We start from the raw sequence: 22288 nt of genomic DNA on the forward strand, positions 1-22288 counted from the left end.
GATGGATTCATGAGTCGCATCACCAGCACCCGCCTCGCGGACAGCCGAGAGCTGATCTATTTCGATGACCCCGGAACTCCGGCACGAGCTCCCGAATCTCTGGTTGACCACCGCGGGCTTCCCGCCCGAGGCGAGCCCGGGGAAGTCAGGTATGACGCGTTGTCCGGTGACTGGGTAGCCGTAGCAGCCCATCGGCAAGCCCGGACGCATCTGCCCCCTGCAGATCAGTGCCCTATTTGCCCGACCACGCCTGCGAACCCGTCCGAGATCCCAGCACCGGATTATGACGTGGTGGTCTTCGAAAACCGTTTCCCGTCGCTCGGACCTGCAGTAGGTGACATCCCTCCCCTGCCGGCACCGGGCCTCAGCGGCCACGGCACCAAGGAGGTGGCCTACGGGCGCTGCGAAGTGGTGGCTTTCACCCCGCAGCACACCGGTTCGTTCGCCGAACTGGGTGAAACGCGCGCCCGCACCGTGATCGAAGCCTGGGCCCAGCGCACGGAAGCCCTGAGCGCCCTGCCCGGGATCAAACAGGTCTTCCCGTTCGAAAACCGTGGTGCGGACATCGGCGTGACCCTGCACCATCCCCACGGCCAGATCTACGCCTACCCGTACGTGACGCCCCGTGCGGCCCAACTGGGCGCCGTCGCCCGTAAGTACTACGACGACGTCGACGCGAAGGAAACCCTGGCGGCCTCGCTCCTCAAAGCCGAACGTGAAGATGGAAGCCGGATGGTCCTGGAGGCCAAGCACTTCAGCGCCTACGTCCCTTTCGCTGCGCGCTGGCCCCTGGAGATCCACTTGGTGCCGCACCGCAGCGTCCCTGATTTGGCTGCACTGACCGGGGAGGAACGGGACGAACTGTCGCACGTCTACCTTGACCTGTTGAAGCGGCTGGACTTGCTCTACCCAACACCCATGCCGTACATCTCCGCATGGCACCAGGCCCCGTTGGATCCGGCCCTGCGCCCTGCGGGCCAACTCCATCTGCAGTTGACCTCGCCCCGCCGCGCGGCCGATAAGCTCAAGTACCTGGCCGGTTCGGAAGCGGCCATGGGAGCGTTCATCAACGACACCACGCCCGAGGCCGTTGCCGAACGGCTGCGCAACGTTGCCGCCCCGGCCTCCGCCAAAACCCTGGAAGGCACCCCAGCATGAGCACCGCCACCGACACCAGCGTCCTCGCCGCCCGCTTCCAGGAAGTCTTTGGTGCCGCTCCCGACGGCGTGTGGCAGGCTCCCGGCCGGGTCAACCTCATCGGCGAGCACACCGACTACAACGAAGGGTTTGTCCTGCCCTTCGCGATCGACAAGACGGCAAAAGTGGCCCTGCGCGTCCGCGACGACTCCACGGTGCGCCTGCTCTCCACGTTCGGTGGCCACGGCCTCGTGGAGGCGGACCTCAACGGTTTGGAGCCGGGTTCAGGCCACGGCTGGTCGCGGTATCCGCTGGGGGTGGCCTGGGCTTTGCAGGATCGGGACGTAACCGTCCCCGGATTCGACCTGCTCCTCGACTCCGATGTTCCCCTGGGCGCCGGCCTTTCTTCCTCCCATGCGATTGAGTGCGCCGTCATTTCCGCCCTCAACGAGCTCACGGGAGCAGGCTTCGCCGCCGAGGAACTGGTCTTGGCTACCCAGCGTGCAGAGAACGTCTTTGTTGGCGCGCCCACGGGAATCATGGACCAGTCGGCTTCCTTGCGGGGAGCCAAGGGTCAGGCCGTCTTCCTGGACTGCCGCGACCAGCACGTGGAGCTGGTCCCCTTCGATGCCCAGGCTTCAGGTTTGGTCCTGCTGGTCATCGATACGAAAGTGTCGCATTCCCATGCCGACGGCGGTTACGCCTCCAGGCGGGCGTCCTGCGAGTTGGGTGCCGAGATCCTCGGTGTCAAAGCACTGCGCGACGTCGGTGTGGAGCGTTTGGAGGAGGCGTCCGGTTTGCTGGACGAAACCACCCTTCGACGGGTCCGCCACGTGGTCACTGAAAACGACAGGGTCCTCCAAACCGTGGAATTCCTTGGCACCCAGGGTCCTGCCTCCATCGGCGCACTGCTGGATGCCAGCCACGTCTCCATGCGGGATGACTTCGAGATCTCCTGCCCGGAGCTGGACCTCGCCGTGGACACTTCCCGGTCCGCCGGCGCCATTGGTGCCCGCATGACCGGTGGAGGTTTCGGCGGCTCGGCCATTGCCCTGACTCCGGTGGGCCAGGAGCAGCAGGTGCGTGACGCCGTCGTGCGTTCCTTCGCGGAGGCGGGCTTCACCGCACCGGACATTTTCACCGTTACACCGGCAGAGGGCGCCCGGCGCCTGGCCTGAGGCCTGCGCCGATTCGCCCGGTTTTCCTTCCGGATGCCGGGCGTAAGCTGGGGCCATGACTGAGGCTGTCATCGTTTCCACTGCAAGGAGTCCCATAGGCCGGGCCTTCAAGGGCTCGCTCAAGGACGAACGTCCGGACGACCTCGCAACCGCCATGGTCCAGGCTGCCCTGGCCAAGCTGCCCGAGTTCGATCCCGGAGCCGATGATGGCAAGGGACTCAATGACATCCTGCTCGGATGCGCAGAGCCCAGCGGCGAGGCCGGCTCCAACATGGCGCGCGTGGTTGCGGTCCTGGCCGGGCTGGACCGCGTACCGGCGGCCACCATCAACCGCTTCTGCGCCTCGAGCCTCCAAACGCTGCGAATGGCCTTCCACGCCATCAAATCCGGTGAAGCCCACGCGATCGTCTCGGCCGGGGTGGAGAGCGTATCCCGTTACCAGAACTGGGCCGGAGCGGGTGAAACCGATACCGCCAACCACAATCCCCTTTTCGAGTCTGCCGCACAGCGCACAGCTGCCCGTGCGGCCTCAAACATCCCGTGGACCGACCCCAGGCTGGGCGGGCGGTTGCCGGACATCTACATCTCCATGGGGCAGACCGCCGAGAACGTCGCCACAAGCTATGGCATCAGCAGGGCCGAGCAGGACCAGTGGGGCGTCCTGAGCCAAAACCGTGCCGAAGCCGCCATTGCCTCGGGGTTCTATTCGCGCGAGATCACACCGTACACACGCAAGGATGGGGTTGTGGTGGACCGCGACGATTCGCCCCGGGCCGGGGTGACCCTTGAAGCGGTGTCGGCGCTTCAGCCCGTCTTCCGCGCGTCCGGGACAGTGACTGCGGGGAACGCCTGCCCCCTTAACGACGGCGCCGCCGCCGTGGTGGTCATGAGCGACACCCGGGCCCGAGAACTTGGACTTCAGCCCCTTGCGCGCGTCGTTTCGACCGGAGTGAGCGCCCTCTCCCCCGAGCTCATGGGCATGGGACCGGTGGAATCCTCCCGTCGGGCACTCGCGTTGGCCGGCCTGACAATGGACGACATTGATCTGGTGGAGCTCAACGAAGCCTTCGCGGTTCAGGTTCTCGCCAGCGCCCGTGAACTGGGGATCGACCCGGCCAAGCTTAACGTCCACGGTGGTGCCATCGCGTTGGGGCACCCCTTTGGGATGACCGGCGCCCGCATGACCAGCACGCTGCTGAATGGCTTGAAGGAGCGTGACGGGGCATTGGGGCTTGCGACCCTGTGCGTAGGCGGCGGGCAGGGCATGGCGGTGGTGTTCGAGCGCCTGAGCTAGCAGTGAATACAAAAATGCCCCCAAACATTGTTCGGGGGCATTTTGGCGTTTACTTGTCCGGCGGTTTTAGTCGTCGCCGCGCAGAATTGCCAGCAGGCGGATGATTTCGACGTAGAGCCACACCAGGGTGACCGTCAGGCCGAATGCGGCAACCCAGGAATAACGTTCCGGGGCACCGGCGCGGACGCCTTGCTCGATGCTGGTGAAGTCCATGATGAGCGAGAACGCTGCCAGGCCAATGGCCAGGATACCGATGAAGACGCCCAACGGGATGCCCGCGATCGTGATGCTGGTGCGGAGACCGAACGGCTCCTGCACGGCACCGGTCCACATCATGACCAGGTTAATGAGCGCGAAGACTGCGTAACCGATGGTGGCGATCATGAAGAAGCGGACCATCTTGGGAGTCGCACGGACCTTGCCACTCTTGAACAGGACCAGCGTGACACCGAAAACAGCAAGGGTGCCGATGACTGCTTGAAGGCCGACACCCGGGAACATGCCATCAAGGATGCGGGTGAGGCCGCCGAGGAACAGGCCCTCGAGGCCGGCGTAAGCCAGGATCAGCGCGGGCGAGGGCTGCTTCTTGAACGTGTTGACGAGGGCCAGGACGAAACCGCCCAGCGCGCCAACGATCATGAGCAGGCTGGAGAGAGCCGGGGCAACGAAGAGGGTTACACCTGCACCGATGACCAAAACCACGAGGCAGGCGACAGTCTTCATGATGACGTCGTCATAGGTCATGCGCCCGGTGTCGGCGGGGCCGGCCGAGGGCTGGTTGTACATCTGCTGCAGCTGCTCGTTGGTCATGTTCTGCTGCTGAGCCGACCATGCGGCTTGGCCATCCATGACCTGCGAGGGTGCTCGACCGGCTTGGTTAAACTGCTGGCCGTAGGGATTTTGCGGTACAGGCGGGGCCTGCTTTGCTCCACGGAAATTCTTTCCGTTGAAGACTGGGTTTCCGCCAAGTGCCATTACGGGTGTCCTCCTGAAAAAGGGCTAAGTGATAGTTCACGGTACCAATTACCACGCCCGGGCGGCAGCGAAAGTTCCCTTGTTCACGAGGCCGAAACACAACCGTGACACGGAATTGGAACAGTGATGGGCGTAGGCGTTCGCCCGAACGTTTAGTAGCACCGTCAAACAACAAAGGTTTACTTAAGAAGTACTACATTGCTTGTTGCCTCCAGCTTCACAGTTGTTACCTGATCGCGATCTTTGCACTGCCGAACTGGGCATTCATTACTCCCCGCGAGCGGTAACATAGGCCACACATGGGTGACTTAGATCACATCGAGGCAGCTAGGCAAAGAGTTGTTCACAAGCCCCATGACCGTTCGCACCGGCCGCAATGGCGCAGCCGGGATCACCCCCACTGTGGAGGTTTCCATTTTGAGAAGCACACTGCGCGACCCGTCCATCAGACGGTCCAAGGGACTGCAGAGAGTAGTGGGGGCGCTTTTCGCTTCCCTCATTGCTGTTCTGTTGATCGCCGCCCCCGCGGCGGAGGCAACCACCCCCTCGCCTTCGCCATCAGCAACAAATTTCCAAAATAACATCAGCGGATTCCTCCGCGATGATGCCCGGGCACCCATACCCGGCGTCAAAATCAAGGCCTCAGGCAATGGCTTCCAGGGCGAAGCCACTTCTGGAGCCAATGGTGCCTGGAGCATCGGCGTCCCGGTCCAGGGCACTTACAGGGTAGAGCTGGACACTTCCACCCTGCCGGACGGCATCAAGCTCGCTGAAGGTCAGGACAATCCCCGCGATGTCACCTTCAGCCAGACCTCCAACCTGTCGGTGATCTTCGCCTTCGGCAAAGGCATTGTGATCCAGCAACAGGACTTCGGCCAGAACCTGCTCAACCGCCTCGTCGCAGGGCTGAGCTTCGGCTTGCTCCTGGCCCTTGCCGCTGTAGGCCTTTCCCTGATCTTCGGAACCACCGGCCTCACCAACTTCGCCCACGGCGAGATGGTCACACTGGGCGCGGTCCTGGTGTTCATGTTCAACGGCATGGGCCTGCCCTTCTGGTTGGCCATCCTGCTGGCCCTGGTCGGCGGCGGAGTCTTCGGCTACGTCCAGGACGCTGGACTGTGGCGCCCGCTGCGTAAACGTGGCTCAGGCCTTGTCCCCATGATGATCGTCAGCATCGGCCTTGCCTTGGCAATCCGGTACGTCATCCAGTTCTTCTTCGGCGGCGCCACACAGCAGCTGCCCGGAGCCCAAAGCGCCGAGATCCAGATCGGCCCTGTGTCCATCACGCCGAACAACCTTTGGTCACTGATCATCAGTGCCGTGGTCATCGCACTGGTGGGCATCGTCCTGCTGAAAACGCGCCTCGGCAAGGCAACACGCGCCGTGGCGGACAACCCCGCACTGGCAGCGGCATCCGGCATCGACGTCGACTCCGTGATCAGGCTTGTGTGGATCGTTGGCGGTGTGCTTGCTTCCCTTGGCGGCATCCTGTGGGCGTACTACCGGCCCGGCGTCACCTTCGACATGGGCTCGCAGATCCTGCTGCTCATCTTCGCCGGTGTGACCCTGGGCGGCCTGGGAACCGTCTTCGGCGCACTGATCGGCTCGATCGTCGTCGGCGTCTTCGTGGAACTGACAACCGTGTTCGGCCTCCCCGCCGACCTCAAATACGTCGGTGCCCTGTTCATCATGATTGTTGTCCTTCTGTTCCGACCGCAGGGTATCCTCGGCCGGCGTGAGCGTGTGGGTTAGGAGCGGGCCATGGATTTCGGATTTATTCTCTCCAGCGCCCTTGGCGAACTATTCAGTCCGACGACGGCGGCCTACGCACTTGCCGCTTTGGGCCTTGCGGTCCACTTCGGCTACTCAGGCCTGCTGAACTTCGGCCAGGCAGGTTTCATGGCCGTGGGTGCTTACGGCTTTGCCATCTCCACCCTGACGTTCAAGGCTCCGTTCTTCATCGGCCTGCTGATCGCCATCCTGTGTTCGGTGATCTTCGCCTTCATCCTCGGCATCCCGACGCTGAGGCTACGGGCCGACTATCTGGCCATTGTGACCATCGCGTCCGCGGAAATCGTCCGGTACGTCGTCACCACCAACCAGCTGACCAGCGTCACTGGTTCGGCAAACGGCCTGGCCGCCTTCGAGGGCGATTTCTACGCCATGAATCCATTCCCCGAAGGCTCCTACATGGGCATGAACAACAGGGACTTCTTCATCCGCGTGGTGGGTTGGGCCTTGGTCATCGTTTGCTGCCTGCTGGTTTGGCTCCTCATGCGCAGCCCCTGGGGCCGCGTACTGAAGGGTATCCGGGAAGACGAGAACGCCGTTCGATCACTCGGTAAGAACGTCTACTCCTACAAGATGCAGGCGCTGGTCATTGGCGGTGTGCTCGGCGCACTTGCCGGCATGATCTTCACCCTGCCCCGCGGCGCTGTCCAACCATCCAACTACGGCACCGAGCTGACGTTCTTCCTGTGGACCTGCCTCCTGCTCGGTGGCATGGCCACCGTCCTGGGGCCGGTCATTGGAGCCATGATCTTCTGGGTAGTGCTCTCGCTGACCCAGAGCCTTCTGTACGGCCTCATCGAATCGGGGGTCATCACTTGGCTGACCACTGTCCAGGCAGGCCAGCTCCGCTACATCCTGGTGGGTGTGGCACTGATGCTCCTGATGATCTTCCGCCCGCAAGGCGTCTTCGGCAATAAGAAGGAGCTTGCATTCGCATGAGTGAAATGAACGAACAAGACATCGACTATATGACCGATTCGCGGCCGATCGCCGTCGGGGAGAACCTGCCCGGCTGCAAGAAGCGCGACCCGATCGTGGTGGCAGAGGACGTTACCCGTTCCTTTGGCGGCATCAATGCCGTGGACGTCGAGTACCTCGAAATTCCCCGCCACAAGATCACGGCCCTGATCGGGCCCAACGGCGCAGGCAAGACCACGCTGTTCAACCTGCTCACGGGCTTCGACACCCCCAACACGGGAAAGTGGCAGTTCGAAGGCAACAGCCTCGCAGGTGTTTCCTCCTACAAGGTGGCCCGTATGGGCATGGTCCGCACCTTCCAGCTGACCAAGGTGATGGGCAAGCTGACGGTCATGGAAAACATGCGCCTCGGCGCTGCCAACCAGCCCGGCGAACGACTCTCCAAGGCCCTTTTCAAAGGCATGTGGGGTGGCCGGGAAAAGGAAATCACCGCCCAGGCTGACATCCTGCTGCAGAAGTTCAAGCTTGATGCCAAGAAGGACGACTACGCTGCGTCACTCTCCGGCGGCCAGCGCAAGCTCCTGGAAATGGCACGCTCGCTGATGGTCCGGCCCAAGCTGGTGATGCTCGATGAGCCCATGGCAGGCGTGAATCCGGCCCTGACACAGTCGCTGTTGGACCACATCAAGAACCTCAAAGCCGAAGGCATGACCGTGCTGTTCGTTGAGCACGACATGAACATGGTCCGCCACATCGCTGACTGGGTGGTGGTCATGGCCGAAGGCAAGGTGGTGGCTGAGGGACCTCCGGGAGAAGTGATGAAGAATCCCGCCGTCATCGACGCCTACCTTGGCGCCCACCACGACGTCGATCTTGGCGACGCTGAAGGCATCAAGGAACTTGAAGCGGAACTCGTGGCCGATGACGAGTCGGTTGTCGGAACGGAAGATGCCGGCATTCTGTCCGACATCGAAGAACCCAAGAAGGAGGACGGGAAATGAGCAGTCCCGCTGCAATGCCCGCCTCGGCAGCCGCCCCGGCAAACGATTCCGTCGTCAAAGTCACGAACCTGGTGGCGGGCTACATCCCGGGCGTCAACATCCTTAATGGCTGCAGCATCGAAGCGCGCAAGGGTGAACTGATCGGGATTATCGGACCCAATGGCGCCGGCAAGTCCACCCTGCTCAAGGCCATGTTCGGCCTGGTAAAGGTGCACTCCGGCACTGTTGTGGTCCGCGGGCAGGACCTCACCGGGTTGAAGGCCAACAAGCTGGTGACCCAGGGCGTGGGCTTCGTTCCGCAGACCAACAACGTCTTCGCTACCTTGACCATTGAAGAGAACCTCCAGATGGGCATGTTCCAGCGGCCCAAGGTCTTCGCCGAGCGCTTCGACTTTGTCACCAGCCTGTTCCCGGAACTGGGCAAGCGGCGCGCACAACGCGCCGGGTCCCTTTCGGGTGGCGAACGCCAGATGGTGGCCATGGGAAGGGCCCTCATGATGGACCCGGCTGTGTTGCTGCTGGATGAGCCGTCGGCCGGTCTCTCCCCCGTCAAGCAGGACGAGACGTTCCTGCGCGTCCACGAGATCAACCGTGCCGGCGTCTCCGTGATCATGGTGGAACAGAACGCACGCCGCTGCCTTCAGATCTGCGATCGCGGCTACGTCCTGGACCAGGGTAAGGACGCGTACACGGGTACGGGCCGTGAGCTCATGAAGGACCCCAAGGTGATCCAGCTGTACCTGGGCACTCTGGCGGACGAGGTCTAGTAGATCCACGACGCTCCAACACCACGTGGGCCCCTGCTCGGTTACTGAGCCGGGGCCCGCGCTTTGTTGTGGGGCCCGCTCTGCGCCCCATACTCCCCTCATGGCGCGCAGAGCAGGCCTCACAACATGCGTCGCCAGCAACCCGTGGCATGCTGGATTGGTGAAAGACGGGATCAGCGAGGAGCAGCAGCGGCTTCTGTCCTCGTGGCTGGGCCCCTTCGAGGTCATCAGCGACCACTCCTGGCCCATGCAGGACACCACGGTCCTGCAGCTCGGCACCCCGGATGGCGGGCGTTTCATCGTCAAGGCCAGCCAAACCAGCCACCACGTCCGCCGGGAAATCGCAGCCTATTCCCGTGGAATGCCAGGTCTGGAAGGCCGCGTCCCTTCACTTGTACACGCTTCCACGGACGCCCGCCTTCTGGTGACGCGCTTCTTGCCGGGCATTCTGGTGGCAGGGAGTCCGGCGGAGCACATTCCCGATACCTACCGGCAGGCCGGAGCGCTTCTGGCACGGCTGCATAGTCCGGCCGGGGTCTCCCGGAGTTACATGTGTTCGCTGGCGGCCAGAACCAGAGCGGTGATCGGCAAAGCGCAGGGCCTCCTGGCTGAAGACCTGGTACGCCGCCTGACAGAGGAGGTTGCCGCCGTCGAGCTTTCACCAGTTGAGTTGGTGACCAGTCACGGTGACTACCAACCAAGGAACTGGCTGTACGACGACGGCGAGGTGAAAGTCATAGACTTCGGCCGTGCCGACCTGCGCCCGTGGGTACACGATCTGGTCCGGCTCACCCACCAACAGTTCCTGGCGGATGCAGCCTTGGCCGCAGCCTTTCAGGAAGGTTTGGGAAGGGCAGTCACAAGCCCTGAGGAGGCCTCTGCATGGCGGCTCGAAAACCTCGACCAAGCAGTGGGAACGGTGGTCTGGGCTCACAGCATAGGTGACGAATCCTTTGAACAGCAGGGAGTCGCCATGGTGGAAAGAGTCCTCACGATGGCTTAACGGGAACAGGTCCCCTTCCTCCGGGAGGAAGGGGACCTGTTGCGTTTGCTACCGTCTCAGAGCTTAGAGCTTGCCGAACTCTTCGCGGACCGGCTTGTAGGTGTTGTCATCCTGGTACTGGTAGATACCGATGTACGCCTCGGTGGGGTCACCGGCGTCGGAGAACGTGACTGGACCGGACTGGCCGTCGTAGTCGATGTCCTTGCCCTGGCGGAGCAAGGTAACGCAGGCTGCGTAGCTGTTGCACTTCTCGCCGCCTTCAGAAACTTCCTTCAGCTTGGCTGCGATGTCGGTGCCCTTGGTGCTCTTGGCCGCCTCGGAGGCCAGGGCGATCAGGTTCACGGCGTCGTAGGATTCACCTGCGTAGCTGTAGTCCTTCAGGGCCGGGTCGATTGCCAGGAGCTTCTTCTTGAAGTCATCCTTGGCGAACGTGCCGGGAATGGTTCCCTGCGCGCCCTTCAAGGTACCCGGCTGGAAGTCCTTGCTGTAATCAGAGGTGTTGCCGTCGACCATGAACAGCTGCGTGGGCTTGATGCCCTTGCCGGTGATCAGCGGGACGATGCTCTTGGCCTGGTCGAAGGTGATCAGTGCGATGGCGTCCGGCTTGGCGGCCAGTACCTTGTCCACCTGGCTGCTGAACTGCGAGTCACCTTCGTTGAAGAGTTCCTCGGCCACAACCTTTCCGCCGGCTGCCTCGAAGGCTTCCTTGACGTTCTTCTGCAGGCCGGTTCCGTAAGCGTCGTTGAGGACGATCATGCCAACGGTCTGGGCTCCACAGGTGGCCATGTAGTTACCGAGCACCTTGCCCTGCAGGACGTCGGACGGTGCAGTACGCCAGTAGAGGCCCTTGTCGTCCCACGTTGTGAAGTCAGGCGACGTGTTCGCAGGCGAGAACTGGATGACACCGGCACCGGTGATCTGGTTGATGACGGTCTTGGAAACACCGGAGGAGGCAGCACCGATAATGGCGCTGACACCCTGTCCAAGGAGTGCCGTGGTGGACTGCGTGGCGATGTCGGTCTTGGTGTCACCGGAGTCGCGGTGGACCACGGATACGGGAGCACCCAGGACGCCGCCAGCGTCGTTGACTTCCTTGATGCCGAGGTTCACACCGGCGATTTCCGGTGGGCCAAGGAACGCCAGCGACCCCGTTGTCGGCAGGAGCGATCCAAGCTTGAGCGGCGTGGAAGTAGTAGTGGTCGAGGGAGGTACAGGTCCAGAGTTGGTGGCAGCCGCGCTGTTGCCGGCTCCCGCCCCCGCGCTGGGCGCCGGGCAGGAGATTCCTGCTGCGGCCGCGGCGGATGAAGACCCAGTTTGTGTTGGCGTCGAAGACCCACCACAAGCTGTGGCCAAGAGAGCGACCCCAATGCCAAGCGCGGTTAGCTTGGCGGCTCGGGGCGCCGCTGGGGAAAGATCAAACATTCGTTGTCTCCTCGATCGAAAGGTGCGAACTGCCTTTGATGCGATTACTCAGGTGTTCCTGATTAAGACTCAAACTAATGCAATTGATCGGCGAACATAAGTGATTCAGGTCACATCCCTATAACACTCGTTGCCTGTGGGAAATCTACGAGGTTGCTGGGAAATGGCGCCGAACCCGGCACCCGCGTCGCGGAAGGGAGAAACAGCTCTCACCTTCCGCCGTGCCCCAGGTGGGACTCGAACCCACAACACGCGGATTTTAAGTCCGCTGCCTCTGCCAATTGGGCTACTGGGGCGCCCGGACCATGGTATCCCAGCTACAGCCTGTTGAAGGGGTCGGCGTAGCGGAAGGTGCCCCGGGCGCCGTCGGGCCATTCCGGCAAGGGGAGCAACTGGAAGTGCGCGCCCCACGCCGCCTCCGGCGCTTCAACGCCCAGTGACGAGGCCGGCACGTAACCGAAACGAGGGTAGTAGGCGGTGCTGCCGAGCAACGCTATACCGCGCTCCCCCAGGGCTGTTGCCCGCGCTGTCGTTTCACGCATCAACGCCGATCCGACGCCGCGCCTTTGGAACGTGGGCAGCACACCAATGGGGCCCAAACCCAGGACCGGCAGGCCGTCGATCCAAGCCCTTGTTGAGATGGCATGACCCACGATCTCCCCACCGATTTCAGCAACAATGCTGAGTTCGGGAATGTATCCGCTGCATTCGAAAAGCTCCCGCAGCAAGCCAACCTCAACGGGCGTTCCCTCCACCGGCTCACCCGTCACGGGAGAGACGGAGAATGCGCGGGCCGTCAGGTCCAGGATCTCGGCCCTGTCCCCCGGCCTTTCCGAACGCAGCACCACTCCCCTGGACAGCAACTGGAGCACCTCCATGGCACGGCCCGTATCAGCAACCGCCACCAACAGGTGGTCGTGGTGGAATCCAGCAAGGACGTTGCAGCTGATTCCCGCGTGCGTCAGGGCCGCGCTGACAGCTGCTGTGAGACCTACGGCTTCGAGGGCGGAGTGGACCTGGAGGGTGATCCACGAGGCCACGAAATCGTAGGTGAGGCCCAGGCGATCGGCCTCGTCACGGTGGAGGACGACGGTCAGTCCTTCGGCCTCACGCACGGCCGCCTCCACCCCGCCCTCCAGGGGACGCCCGTGCGGCCACAGCGCGTACACGTACTCACCGTCGCGGACCACGGGATGCAGGGACTGCAGGAGGGTTTTCAGGTCGGATTCACCGGGCATGCCACCAGTCTAGGGGCCGCGAAATCGCGACGGCTTAAACGCCGACGGCGGCCACTCCCGCCAAGGGGGTGGCCGCCGTCGTGCGTGTACTACTTGGCGTCAGCCGTTACCGGAGTCTTGGTTTCCTCGGCAGCAGGCTTGGCTTCGGCGGGTGCCGGGGCAGCTGCAGGCTTCGGGGCCGGCGTTGCTGCGGCCACGAAGGCACCGCGCGGGTTGTCGAGGTCGATCAACTGCGTGGTGTCGCGGCCTGCGAAGAAGGCCAGGATCCAGCCGAAGACCACGCGGAACTTGCGCTCCACGGTGGGCATCGCCATGCCGTGGTAACCACGGTGTGCCAGCCAGGCGAGGCCGCCCTTGAGGCCGATACGGCCGAGCAGGTTGATGTTTGCAACACCCTTCCACTCGCCGAAGCCGGCCACAGCACCAAGGTTCTTGTGCTTGTAGTCGTGCAGCGGCTTGTCCCAGCGGGAAGCCCACAGGTTCTTGGCGAGCTTCTTGGCCTGGCGAAGAGCGTGCTGGGCATTGGGGACGCAGGTGCCGTCCGGCAGGCCCTTGCCCGTGAGGTCCGGAACAGCGGCGATGTCGCCAGCGGCCCAGGCGTTCTCCACGATGCCTTCGTCGCCTGCGATGCGCAGGTCCGGGAGGACGCGGACGCGGCCGCGGGGTTCCAGCGGGAAGTCCGTGGAGCGGATCATCGGGTTGGCCTGCACGCCGGCAGCCCAGACCAGCGTGTCAGCTTCAACTTCCTGTGCCGGAGTCTTGTCCGGGAGGTTGATGAGCTTGAGGGTGCCCTCGGCGCTGTCCAGGGAGGTGTTGAGCAGAACTTCGATGCCGCGGCTACGGAGGTGCTCCACAACCCATTCTGCCTGCGAGGCGGTGACCTCGGGCATGATGCGTCCCATGGCTTCGACAAGGATGAAGCGGACTTCTTCCTGGCGGATGCGCGGGTTGTTGCGCACTGCGGCGCGGGCGAGGTCTTCCATTTCGGTGAGGCACTCGATGCCGGCAAAGCCGCCACCAACAACCACGAAGGTGAGGGCCTTGGCGCGCTCTGCGGGGTCGGTCATGGTGGAAGCGGCTTCGATGCGCTCCAGGAGCTTGTTGCGCAGTGCAACAGCTTCCTCGATGGTCTTCAGGCCGATGCCCTTGTCCGCGAGGCCCTTGATGGGGAACGTACGGGTGATGGCGCCAGCGGCCATAACGACGTCGAAGTACGGGATTTCGAAGTTCTCGCCGCCATCGGCCGGGGCGATGACCGCGGTGCGGTTGGCGTGGTCGATGCTGGTGACGCGGCCCTGGATGAGCTCAGTCTGCTTGAGGTGCTGACGGTGCGAGACGACGGCGTGGCGTGCCTCGATGTTGCCGCCTGCAACTTCCGGAAGGAAGGGCTGGTAGGTCATGTACGGCAGGGGATCGACGACGGTGACGATGCCGCCCGCGTTCGCGATCTTCTTCTGCAGTTTGAGGGCTACGTACAGGCCGACGTAACCGCCGCCGACGACGAGGACCCGGGGACGGTCAATGAGCTCAGGGGTGGTTGCCATGAGTCCAGAGTACAACACTTTGTGAAAATCTTCACTAACTACTTCTTGCCGGGTGGATCCACCGCTTCCATCACGCCGGTTTCAGCCTCCTCCACCACCGGATTGGGACGCTTGGAAACCCTTCGGAGTTGAATGGCGGCACCAACGATCAGTGCGAGAAAAAGGCCGCCAAAACCCAGGACGACGGCGGCAGGGAGTGCGTCATCCATGGTCGCCGGCGTCTTGGCTACCGGAACGGTGGGATCAGCCAAGGTGGGCGCGGCGCTGGTAGGGCTCGCGACCGGTGCCTGCGACGGCACGCTGAGATCTCCGCGGCGATGGACGCGGATCCAGTCCGCGATGGAGCCCAAGGGATTACTGGCCGCTGCGGGCACATCATCCTTGAGGGCGGCTTCTGCGTTGAGGATGCCGTACCCGTACAGCGGGTCCTTACCCGGAGCACCTGCGTCCTTTGCCGTGCTGACGATCCTGTTGATGACCTGGCTGGCGCTCATCTCAGGCCACTTGGAACGGATCAGTGCGGCAACACCGGAGACGATCGGTGCCGCCCCGGACGTCCCGGCCCACTCGGCGTAGCCCGCGCCCGGCATCGCACCCACCAGCTTTTCGGCAGGGGCCGCCACCCCAATGCTGATCCCCTGGGAGGAGGAGTCCACGCTGGCGCGTCCCTCGCCGTCAAGCCCGGCTACGGTCAGGACACCGGGAATGGTGGCGGGGGCGCCGACCTGGATGTTGCCGCCAACCCGGTTACCGGCGGCAGCCACAATGACAACATCCTTTTGCTCGGCATAAAGAAACGCCGCGTCCCAGCTCTGTGGCCAGTCAGGCGAGGTGCTGCCCAGCGATATGTTGATGACTTTGGCGCCGTTGTCCACGGCCCAGCGAACGGCGTCCGGGATTTGTTCCTGGTCCGACTTGCCGCCAGGGTTCGGGGAGCCGAGCCAGGTGGAGACCGAAAGGATCTGCGCCTCAGGCGCGACACCTACGATTCCGTCAGGCCCGCCTGCGGGAGGGGTGGTAGGTGGCGCAGCGGGAGGCGCGGAGGCGGATGCTGAAGGCGAGGCCGTGGGCGTAGTGTGTCCCCGGCCAGCTAACATGCTTGCCACCAACGTCCCATGCTCGGTCTTGGCGCCAATGCTCTTCTGCCCGTTGGGTGCCCCGGCACCGGATACATCGGTGCCTCCGACCACGACGCCGTTGAGGTCGGGATGGCTGCCGTCGATGCCGCTGTCGATGACCGCGACCTTGACGCCTGCACCCTTGGAAACCTGCCAGGCGTTGGTGATCCCGGAGTCCTTGAGCCAGAACTCCTTGTCACGCCAGGCATCGGCGTTGGCGGCCGGAGCCGTGAGCAGCGCACCCGCGAGGGTCCCGCCAGCCAGGGTGCTGGCCAGCGCAACCGAAAGGGAGCGGCGTCGCAACGTCATTCGGCTCCCCGGATACTCAGCGCAATGCCGTCCAGGATGTCGTGCTCGCTGGAAACAGCGGCACTGATGGCACCGTCGCTGACCTCGGCCAGCCGCGCCAGGATGCGGCGCCACACCAAGGCGCCGGCACCGATGACGTCTACGCGACCGGGATGCATGTAGGGAAGCGCTGCCCGTTCGGCACGGGTCATTTCGAGCAAGTTGGTGGCGGCGTCGCTGATCGTTTCCAGGTCAAGGGAGGCACCGTGGATCCGGCTTGGCTGGTACTCGCTCAGGCCAAGCGCGTGCGCGGTGATGGTGGTGATCGACCCGGCAACGCCGACGACGGCGGTGGCGCGGTTCAGCGGCACGGCCTGGGCCGCAAGCGCAAGGGCGGCATCGACGTCGGCCTCTGCTGCGGCGATCTGCGCGGCAGTGGGCGGATCGCTGCGAAGGTGGCGTTCAGTCAGACGCACGCATCCAATGTCCACGGAACGGGCAGCAATCACCCCGGTGGAATCCCCCAGGACGAATTCTGTGCTGCCTCCGCCCAGGTCCACGACCAGGATGGCGTCCTCACCCGTTGCGGGAAGGACGCTGCTGGCCCCCGCGAACGAGAGCGCAGCTTCCTCATCTCCGGAAATCACTTCAGGCTCGACGCCCAGCAGCTCCCGGATCCCGTCCACGAAAACCTGGCGGTTGCGGGCATCACGGGTTGCCGATGTGGCCACGAAACGGACGCGTCCGGCACCGTGTTCCCTGATGAGCCCTGCGTAGTCCGCAGCTGCAGCGAACGTGCGTTCCAGGGCTTCCGGGGCGAGTTCGCCGGTGGCATCAACGCCTTGCCCGAGCCGCACTACGCGCATTTCGCGCACAACGTCCGTCAAGGGCCCCGGAGCTCCCTGGGCCGCGGTGTCCGCGATGAGCAGGCGGATGGAATTGGTTCCACAGTCGATCGCGGCGACGCGGCTCATGCGGTGCCCTCCTGCTCACTGCCGGACTGCTCACTGCCGGCCTGTTCGCCGGCAGTGTCGGTTTTCGGCTTCCGCACGGGTGCGGGCCGGCCCACAATGTCGGGCAGGCCCTGCGGACCATGGCGGCTGAGATCACGGGAAGGGGCCTCCCCCGCCGTATCCCAGGCGCCGTCGCAGTAGCAGCGGTCCTTGGTCCACCACTCGGAGATGGCTTCCAAGGCCTCGTCCCCCAAGGGGTTCACGCCGGGTCCGGCAGCCAAGGAATGACCCACCAGCACGTGCAGGCACTTGACCCGCGTGGGCATGCCACCGGCGGAGATTCCATCGATTTCGGGCACGGCCCCGGTTCCGGAACGGTCGGCAATATCGTTGCGTGCCTGGAGATACGCCTCATGTGCCCCGCGGTAGGACTCGGCGAGTTCCCCGTCCACGGTCAACCGGTCGTTCATCCGGTTCATGAGCCCGCCCGCTTCCAGCCGCGACACCGCCGAGGTGATGACCGGGTGGGTCAGGTAGAAAGTCGTGGGAAACGGTGTTCCATTGCTCAGCCGGGGCGCTGTGGCTGCAACCAGTGGGTTGCCGCAGACGCACCGCGCGGGGATCTCAACGACGTCCCGGACCGGCCTGCCGAGCTGGCGGCTAAGGACCTCGAGATCGTGTGCCGACGGCTGGCGGGATTCCTGGGGCAGGGCTGCCGTGTACTCTTCCACGTGCGTTGCCAACCTTCCTGCCCGTTAGTCGTGTCCCAGGCGGGAACGACGGCGGTGGGCGCCGCGTCTAGTCAGTTGCCGACCGTCTGATTGACTCCCAAAGAGCATCCACCCAGGGCAGATTCTCCGGGTTTGCAGACGAGCCGGAGCCGGTGCGGCCACCCGGCGTGCCAGCGGCTTCCTGCCCGCCAAACACCCAGTAGCCCGTTTCACCCGGCATAACCATGTTAATGCGGTCGCGGGCCTGCTGTTTCACATAGTTGGGGTCCTGCCACCGTGAGATCTGTTTGTTCAGCTCGGTTTGCTCGGCCTTGCGGCTGGCGATTTCGCCCTCCAACGCCGAAATCTCGGCACGTTTCTCCAGGAAGATCTTCACCGTAGGAGCCAACATGATGGTGATTGCAATCATGACCACGGCCAACGCAAGCATTCGACCGGAGAATGCCTTCGCAGGAACGGGATCGGCCTCACGCCCGTCCTTGGCAGACGGAGTCGACCGTCCCGAGCCGCCGGACTCAGCTTTGGTGGAGGCAGCCGGTTTCTTTCCGGTGGCGGGGGCTTTCCCGGACTCCGTGGGCTTCTTTGGGCTCTTGCTGCCACTGCCGGCCGCCTTGGCGGGCGTCGCCGCCGTCGTCGGTTTCGAAGCGGTGCGGGTGGCACCGAACTCTGCCTTGATGACGTCGGCCCCGCCCTTGTCCGCGCTTGCTGCCCCGGCCGCCTCGGGACGGGGAGCCGGGGTGGACGGCCGGGTTGCGCTGGAGCCGGAGCCCAAGGCGTCGGCCCTGGGTACCTTCGGTCGACGGGTAGCCATGACACTCCTGTAATGCCCGGTGCTTGCCTGGCGGGTTGCTGCGCTTGCTTGTTTGAGGTGGCCAGCGTTAAACAGAACCGGTGGCCATGGTCTTTCCACCATAGCCACCGGTCAGCTGTTTTCGCGGAATGCTAGCCCTTGAAACGCGGGAACGCGCTGCGGCCGGCGTAGCGTGCGGCGTCGTCGAGTTCTTCTTCGATGCGCAGCAGCTGGTTGTACTTGGCGACACGCTCGGAGCGGGCCGGGGCACCGGTCTTGATCTGGCCCGCGTTGGTGGCAACGGCGATGTCAGCAATGGTGGTGTCCTCGGTTTCGCCGGAGCGGTGCGAGGTGATGGTGGTGTACCCGGAGCGCTGAGCCAGCGAAACGGCGTCGAGCGTTTCGGTCAGGGAACCGATCTGGTTGACTTTGACCAGCAGGGAGTTGGCCGTTGCGGCGTCGATGCCCTGCTGCAGGCGGACCGGGTTGGTGACGAAGAGGTCGTCGCCCACCAGCTGGACCTTGTCACCAATGGTGTCGGTGAGGGTCTTCCAGCCTTCCCAGTCGTTCTCGTCCAGCGGGTCCTCGATGGAAACCAGCGGGTAGTCGGCAACGAGCTCGGCGTAGTAAGCGCTCATCTCGGTGGCCGAGAGGGCCTTGCCCTCGAACTGGTAGGCACCGTCCTTGTAGAACTCCGAAGAGGCGACGTCCAGGGCCAGGGCGATGTCCGTGCCCGGGGTGTAGCCGGCGTTCTTGATGGCTTCGGTGATCAGGTCCAGGGCCGCACGGTTGGACGGCAGGTTGGGAGCGAAGCCACCCTCGTCGCCGAGGCCAGTGGAGAGGCCCTTTTCCTGCAGGACGGACTTGAGGTTGTGGTAGACCTCAACGCCCCAGCGCAGGCCTTCGGAGAAGGTCTCGGCACCGATCGGGGCGATCATGAATTCCTGGATGTCCACGTCGGAGTCGGCGTGCGAACCGCCGTTGAGGATGTTCATCAGCGGAACGGGCAGTACGTGGGCGTTGGGGCCGCCGAGGTACTTGTACAGCGGCAGGTCGGCCGAAGCTGCTGCGGCGTTGGCCACGGCCAGGGAAACACCCAGGATGGCGTTGGCGCCGAGCTTGCCCTTGTTGGGGGTGCCGTCCAGGTCGATCATGGCCTGGTCGATGCTGCGCTGGTCTGTGGCGTCGAAGCCGATCAGGGCCGGCGAGATCTCGTCGATGACCGCGTCAACGGCCTTCTGGACACCCTTGCCGAGGTAACGGCCCTTGTCGCCGTCACGGAGTTCGACAGCTTCGTGCTCGCCGGTGGAAGCACCGGACGGAACTGCTGCGCGGCCGATCTGGCCGTCGGAGAGCAGGACCTCAACTTCAACGGTCGGGTTTCCGCGGGAATCAAGGATCTCGCGTGCGTGGATGGCATCGATAAGCGCCATGGATGTGCTCCTTATGGGCAAATTACAGGAATGAGGAGGGAAATTCTCAACGTCCTCGTCGCTACTAGCGTAGTCCAGAGTGGCTCAGGTTACGGAACGACTTCCAACCTTTCACGTCATGAACCCTGGGCCTGGTTGTTCTGAAACGATCGAACCGTGGCGCGTAGGGCCCGTTCGGCGTCGAGACCTTGCTCCCGGGCCGCGGTGACGATGGCGAGCAGCAACTCACCGAGCGCCTCTTCCGAAGCCGGGACAGCAGGAAGTCCGACGGCGGCCAGCGCGCCTTCCGCGTCGACGTCCAAGCCCGCACGGACGGCCCTGTCCAAGGACTTCTGCGCCGCTGCCAACGCAGGAAGGTGCGGCGGAATGCCCTCGAAGGGGTCCTTCCTTTCGGGCTTCTCGGCCCGTTTTGCGGCGTCCCATTTCACGATGATTTCCTCGACACTCGCCGGGAAACTCTCCTGCAGGGAACCATCGGCCTTAAAGACGTGCTGGTTGCGCCGGACCATCTTGGCGTTGATGGACCGGGCTACGTCGTCGAAGGTGAAACTGCCGCGCTCCTCGGCGAGCCGGGCGTGAAGTACTACCTGAAGCAGTACATCGCCCAGCTCGCCGCGGAGTTCGCTGTCCCTTACAGGTGAGTCGCCGGCCTCGATCGAGTCCACCACTTCATAGGCTTCCTCGATCAAATACTCCACCAGCGACTCGTGGGTCAGCGCCCCCATCCAGGGACAATGCTCCCGGAGCGCGGCGACGCTGCCCAGCAGCTGGTTCAGGGGAGAATCAGGCGAGGTTGGCGTAGGCATCGTTGATGTACTCGACCAGGGCTTCACGCTCGTCCAGCGGCAGGAAAGCTGCCTCCGCTGCGTTGAGGGTGAGCTCGAGCAAATCGTCGAGGTCGTAGTCGAACGTTTCCACCAGGAGCTCGAACTCGTCCGTCAGGGTGACGCCACTCATGAGCCGGTTGTCCGTGTTGATGGTCACATTGAAACCGAGCTGGAACAGCATGTCCACGGGGTGGCTTTCGATGCCCTCTCCGAAGCTTGCGATCGCACCTGTCTGCAGGTTCGATGACGGGCAGACCTCCAAGGCAATGCCGCGGTCGCGGACCCAGGCGGCCACGCTGCCGATGGTGACCATGCCGATCACGTCCTCGCCGTCGTCGTCGGAGTTGTCCTCGAACTCAACCGAGATGTCCTCGGCGATCCGGACGCCGTGGCCGAGGCGCAGGGCCCGGCCGTCAACCAGGGCCGACTGGATGCTGTCCAAGCCTGCAGCTTCACCGGCGTGGACGGTTGCGGGGAAGTTGTTTTCGGCGAGGTAGGTGAAGGCGTCCTTGAAGCGGGACGGCAGGAAACCGTCTTCTGCGCCGGCAATGTCGAAGCCCACGGCGCCGTTGGCCCGGTGGCGGACGGCGAGTTCGGCGATCTCCTGGCCGCGGTCGGCATGGCGCATGGCGGTGATCAGCTGTCCCACCTGGATCTGCTGCCCGCGCTCCTCGGCCGCGTCAACACCGGCTTCGAGTCCAGTCTGGACGGCCTCCACCACTTCGTCGAGGGTCAGGCCCTTCTGGAGGTGCTGCTCAGGAGCCCACCGGACTTCACCGTAGACCACACCGTCCTCGGCGAGGTCCTCCACGAATTCCTTGGCGACCCGGAACAGGCCCTCTTTGGTCTGCATGACGGCAATGGTGTGGTCGAACGTTTCAAGGTAGCGGACCAGCGAGCCGGAGTCGGCGGACTCGCGGAACCAGGCGCCCAATGCCACGGGATCGGTGGAGGGCAGGGTGTGGCCGACGGCTTCGGCCAGTTCAATGATGGTGCCTGGGCGAAGTCCTCCGTCCAGGTGATCATGGAGGGAAACCTTTGGCAGGCTCTTCAGGTCGAAGTCAAGGGCAGGGGCGGCGTCAAGTATGGGCTCAGTCACGTACTAAGACTAGTCCCACCGGCAAGCGCAGGCCGCTTAGCCGGTCGGTTTGGAGAGGTCGACGCCGGCAACCGCGTTGTGTTGTGAGTCCGGCTTGGGTGCCTGCGCAGGTGCCGCTGCCTCGCGGGCATGATCCTTTTTCTCCAAGTACTTGTGCCACCAGCGCAATGCGTGGTCCACCACGATGCCCAGGACCACCGCGAATGCCACGGCAATGCCCACACCGAGCAGCGGGTTGTTGTGTACCCACTGGCCCGCGAGGATGCCGATGCCGATGGAGTATCCCACCCATGTGACGCACGCAAAGGCGTCCAGGAGGAAGAAGGTCCGGTGGCGGAAGCCGGTCTGTCCCGCAACGTAATTCACCGCGACGCGTCCCCACGGAATGTAGCGGGCCGTGAAGATGAGGACCGCTCCGCGCTTATCCAGCTCGTATTGGGCCCAGGCGAACATCTTCTGGACTTTGGGTCGTCGCATCCACTTCCAGCGGGTGAGGCCGATTTTACGGCCCAGCATGTAGGCCATGTTGTCGCCCGCCATGGCACCGATCAGTGCTGTAGCCCCGAGGATCCACAGGTTGGGCTCTCCGCTGTGAAGGGACAGCGCCGAGAGGCCAACGATGGCCGTTTCACTGGGGAGGATGGTGGCAAATCCGTCAATAAAGAAGAAGACAAGGAGTACCGGGTAAATCCAGGGCTGCCCGGCTGCATGCTCGAGCATTTGGTTCAAAGACTCCACGCGGTGGTAGCTCCTAGATGAATATGACTTGACACTGTGACCA

General features: G+C 63.8%; 20 protein-coding genes and 1 tRNA gene. 8 read left to right on the forward strand and 13 right to left on the reverse strand.

Annotated elements, in window-relative coordinates; translation table 11 throughout:
• Nucleotides 1-9: 9 nt before the first annotated feature.
• From galT to ACNQOP_RS09890, 3 genes are read left to right on the forward strand one after another with little or no spacing between them, the layout of a single operon-like run.
• On the forward strand, nt 10-1158 hold the full coding sequence (gene galT, locus ACNQOP_RS09880) for a galactose-1-phosphate uridylyltransferase (protein ID WP_416404353.1): 1149 nt from the start codon (nt 10-12) through the stop codon (nt 1156-1158).
• Nucleotides 1155-2315: a galactokinase gene (gene galK, locus ACNQOP_RS09885; RefSeq protein WP_416404354.1), complete on the forward strand. Its 1161-nt coding sequence runs from the start codon at nt 1155-1157 to the stop codon at nt 2313-2315. Before galT ends, galK begins: the two co-directional genes overlap by 4 nt.
• 55 nt (nt 2316-2370) lie before the next feature.
• Nucleotides 2371-3609 carry an acetyl-CoA C-acetyltransferase gene (locus ACNQOP_RS09890; RefSeq protein WP_416404355.1) on the forward strand — a complete coding sequence of 413 codons (1239 nt, stop codon included), beginning with the start codon at nt 2371-2373 and terminating at the stop codon, nt 3607-3609.
• A 66-nt stretch (nt 3610-3675) separates the two neighbouring features.
• Here the strand turns inward: ACNQOP_RS09890 and ACNQOP_RS09895 are convergent, their stop codons facing one another.
• A complete protein-coding gene (locus ACNQOP_RS09895) occupies nt 3676-4584 on the reverse strand; it encodes a Bax inhibitor-1/YccA family membrane protein (RefSeq protein ID WP_416404356.1) in 909 nt (302 codons plus the stop codon).
• Between the two features lie 354 nt (nt 4585-4938).
• Here ACNQOP_RS09895 and ACNQOP_RS09900 point away from each other — a divergent pair, with 354 nt between their 5' ends.
• From ACNQOP_RS09900 to ACNQOP_RS09920, 5 genes are all read left to right on the forward strand, one after another.
• Entirely contained in the window at nt 4939-6336 is a 1398-nt protein-coding gene (locus tag ACNQOP_RS09900; RefSeq protein WP_349469703.1) for a branched-chain amino acid ABC transporter permease, read from the forward strand.
• 9 nt (nt 6337-6345) lie between these two features.
• Nucleotides 6346-7314: a branched-chain amino acid ABC transporter permease gene (locus ACNQOP_RS09905; RefSeq protein WP_235519291.1), complete on the forward strand. Its 969-nt coding sequence runs from the start codon at nt 6346-6348 to the stop codon at nt 7312-7314.
• Nucleotides 7311-8294: an ABC transporter ATP-binding protein gene (locus ACNQOP_RS09910; protein WP_416404357.1), complete on the forward strand. Its 984-nt coding sequence runs from the start codon at nt 7311-7313 to the stop codon at nt 8292-8294. Before ACNQOP_RS09905 ends, ACNQOP_RS09910 begins: the two co-directional genes overlap by 4 nt.
• On the forward strand, nt 8291-9061 hold the full coding sequence (locus ACNQOP_RS09915) for an ABC transporter ATP-binding protein (protein ID WP_416404358.1): 771 nt from the start codon (nt 8291-8293) through the stop codon (nt 9059-9061). The genes ACNQOP_RS09910 and ACNQOP_RS09915 overlap by 4 nt, the downstream gene beginning before the upstream one ends.
• Before the next feature lie 100 nt (nt 9062-9161).
• On the forward strand, nt 9162-10064 hold the full coding sequence (locus ACNQOP_RS09920; RefSeq protein ID WP_416404359.1) for a phosphotransferase family protein: 903 nt from the start codon (nt 9162-9164) through the stop codon (nt 10062-10064).
• Nucleotides 10065-10127: 63 nt separating this feature from the next.
• Here the strand turns inward: ACNQOP_RS09920 and ACNQOP_RS09925 are convergent, their stop codons facing one another.
• The 12 genes from ACNQOP_RS09925 to ACNQOP_RS09980 form a co-directional block, all read right to left on the reverse strand.
• Entirely contained in the window at nt 10128-11486 is a 1359-nt protein-coding gene (locus ACNQOP_RS09925) for an ABC transporter substrate-binding protein (protein ID WP_257368711.1), read from the reverse strand.
• 222 nt (nt 11487-11708) lie between these two features.
• Nucleotides 11709-11782 (reverse strand) — tRNA-Leu (locus ACNQOP_RS09930).
• A 21-nt stretch (nt 11783-11803) separates the two neighbouring features.
• Nucleotides 11804-12724 carry an N-acetyltransferase gene (locus ACNQOP_RS09935; RefSeq protein WP_416404360.1) on the reverse strand — a complete coding sequence of 307 codons (921 nt, stop codon included), beginning with the start codon at nt 12722-12724 and terminating at the stop codon, nt 11804-11806.
• An 89-nt stretch (nt 12725-12813) separates the two neighbouring features.
• On the reverse strand, nt 12814-14268 hold the full coding sequence (locus ACNQOP_RS09940; protein WP_257368714.1) for an NAD(P)/FAD-dependent oxidoreductase: 1455 nt from the start codon (nt 14266-14268) through the stop codon (nt 12814-12816).
• Between the two features lie 38 nt (nt 14269-14306).
• A complete protein-coding gene (locus ACNQOP_RS09945) occupies nt 14307-15695 on the reverse strand; it encodes a S8 family serine peptidase (protein WP_416404361.1) in 1389 nt (462 codons plus the stop codon).
• Nucleotides 15692-16648, reverse strand: coding sequence for a Ppx/GppA phosphatase family protein (locus ACNQOP_RS09950; RefSeq protein WP_284986102.1), 957 nt, complete (start codon nt 16646-16648; stop codon nt 15692-15694). The genes ACNQOP_RS09945 and ACNQOP_RS09950 overlap by 4 nt, the downstream gene beginning before the upstream one ends.
• Entirely contained in the window at nt 16645-17358 is a 714-nt protein-coding gene (locus ACNQOP_RS09955) for a DUF501 domain-containing protein (RefSeq protein ID WP_284986101.1), read from the reverse strand. The genes ACNQOP_RS09950 and ACNQOP_RS09955 overlap by 4 nt, the downstream gene beginning before the upstream one ends.
• A gap of 67 nt (nt 17359-17425) precedes the next feature.
• On the reverse strand, nt 17426-18169 hold the full coding sequence (locus ACNQOP_RS09960) for a septum formation initiator family protein (protein ID WP_416404362.1): 744 nt from the start codon (nt 18167-18169) through the stop codon (nt 17426-17428).
• Nucleotides 18170-18300: 131 nt separating this feature from the next.
• Nucleotides 18301-19581 carry a phosphopyruvate hydratase gene (eno, locus tag ACNQOP_RS09965; protein ID WP_235519264.1) on the reverse strand — a complete coding sequence of 427 codons (1281 nt, stop codon included), beginning with the start codon at nt 19579-19581 and terminating at the stop codon, nt 18301-18303.
• Between the two features lie 116 nt (nt 19582-19697).
• A complete protein-coding gene (locus tag ACNQOP_RS09970) occupies nt 19698-20387 on the reverse strand; it encodes a MazG nucleotide pyrophosphohydrolase domain-containing protein (RefSeq protein ID WP_235519262.1) in 690 nt (229 codons plus the stop codon).
• Nucleotides 20365-21507, reverse strand: coding sequence for an adenosine deaminase (locus ACNQOP_RS09975; RefSeq protein WP_235519261.1), 1143 nt, complete (start codon nt 21505-21507; stop codon nt 20365-20367). The genes ACNQOP_RS09970 and ACNQOP_RS09975 overlap by 23 nt, the downstream gene beginning before the upstream one ends.
• 36 nt (nt 21508-21543) lie before the next feature.
• Nucleotides 21544-22227, reverse strand: coding sequence for a DedA family protein (locus ACNQOP_RS09980; RefSeq protein WP_235519744.1), 684 nt, complete (start codon nt 22225-22227; stop codon nt 21544-21546).
• Nucleotides 22228-22288 lie beyond the last annotated feature (61 nt).

Origin of the sequence: Arthrobacter sp. LFS091 (assembly GCF_047977885.1) — a bacterium.
Lineage (GTDB): Bacteria > Actinomycetota > Actinomycetes > Actinomycetales > Micrococcaceae > Arthrobacter.

What these genes read in the sequence shown, in the direction of transcription:
- galT (WP_416404353.1), top strand. Translation starts at nt 10, where the DNA reads ATGAGTCGCATCACCAGCACCCGCCTCGCGGACAGCCGAGAGCTGATC.
- galK (WP_416404354.1), top strand. Translation starts at nt 1,155, where the DNA reads ATGAGCACCGCCACCGACACCAGCGTCCTCGCCGCCCGCTTCCAGGAA.
- ACNQOP_RS09890 (WP_416404355.1), top strand. Translation starts at nt 2,371, where the DNA reads ATGACTGAGGCTGTCATCGTTTCCACTGCAAGGAGTCCCATAGGCCGG.
- ACNQOP_RS09895 (WP_416404356.1), bottom strand. Translation starts at nt 4,584, where the DNA reads ATGGCACTTGGCGGAAACCCAGTCTTCAACGGAAAGAATTTCCGTGGA.
- ACNQOP_RS09900 (WP_349469703.1), top strand. Translation starts at nt 4,939, where the DNA reads ATGACCGTTCGCACCGGCCGCAATGGCGCAGCCGGGATCACCCCCACT.
- ACNQOP_RS09905 (WP_235519291.1), top strand. Translation starts at nt 6,346, where the DNA reads ATGGATTTCGGATTTATTCTCTCCAGCGCCCTTGGCGAACTATTCAGT.
- ACNQOP_RS09910 (WP_416404357.1), top strand. Translation starts at nt 7,311, where the DNA reads ATGAGTGAAATGAACGAACAAGACATCGACTATATGACCGATTCGCGG.
- ACNQOP_RS09915 (WP_416404358.1), top strand. Translation starts at nt 8,291, where the DNA reads ATGAGCAGTCCCGCTGCAATGCCCGCCTCGGCAGCCGCCCCGGCAAAC.
- ACNQOP_RS09920 (WP_416404359.1), top strand. Translation starts at nt 9,162, where the DNA reads ATGGCGCGCAGAGCAGGCCTCACAACATGCGTCGCCAGCAACCCGTGG.
- ACNQOP_RS09925 (WP_257368711.1), bottom strand. Translation starts at nt 11,486, where the DNA reads ATGTTTGATCTTTCCCCAGCGGCGCCCCGAGCCGCCAAGCTAACCGCG.
- ACNQOP_RS09935 (WP_416404360.1), bottom strand. Translation starts at nt 12,724, where the DNA reads ATGCCCGGTGAATCCGACCTGAAAACCCTCCTGCAGTCCCTGCATCCC.
- ACNQOP_RS09940 (WP_257368714.1), bottom strand. Translation starts at nt 14,268, where the DNA reads ATGGCAACCACCCCTGAGCTCATTGACCGTCCCCGGGTCCTCGTCGTC.
- ACNQOP_RS09945 (WP_416404361.1), bottom strand. Translation starts at nt 15,695, where the DNA reads ATGACGTTGCGACGCCGCTCCCTTTCGGTTGCGCTGGCCAGCACCCTG.
- ACNQOP_RS09950 (WP_284986102.1), bottom strand. Translation starts at nt 16,648, where the DNA reads ATGAGCCGCGTCGCCGCGATCGACTGTGGAACCAATTCCATCCGCCTG.
- ACNQOP_RS09960 (WP_416404362.1), bottom strand. Translation starts at nt 18,169, where the DNA reads ATGGCTACCCGTCGACCGAAGGTACCCAGGGCCGACGCCTTGGGCTCC.
- eno (WP_235519264.1), bottom strand. Translation starts at nt 19,581, where the DNA reads ATGGCGCTTATCGATGCCATCCACGCACGCGAGATCCTTGATTCCCGC.
- ACNQOP_RS09970 (WP_235519262.1), bottom strand. Translation starts at nt 20,387, where the DNA reads ATGCCTACGCCAACCTCGCCTGATTCTCCCCTGAACCAGCTGCTGGGC.
- ACNQOP_RS09980 (WP_235519744.1), bottom strand. Translation starts at nt 22,227, where the DNA reads ATGCTCGAGCATGCAGCCGGGCAGCCCTGGATTTACCCGGTACTCCTT.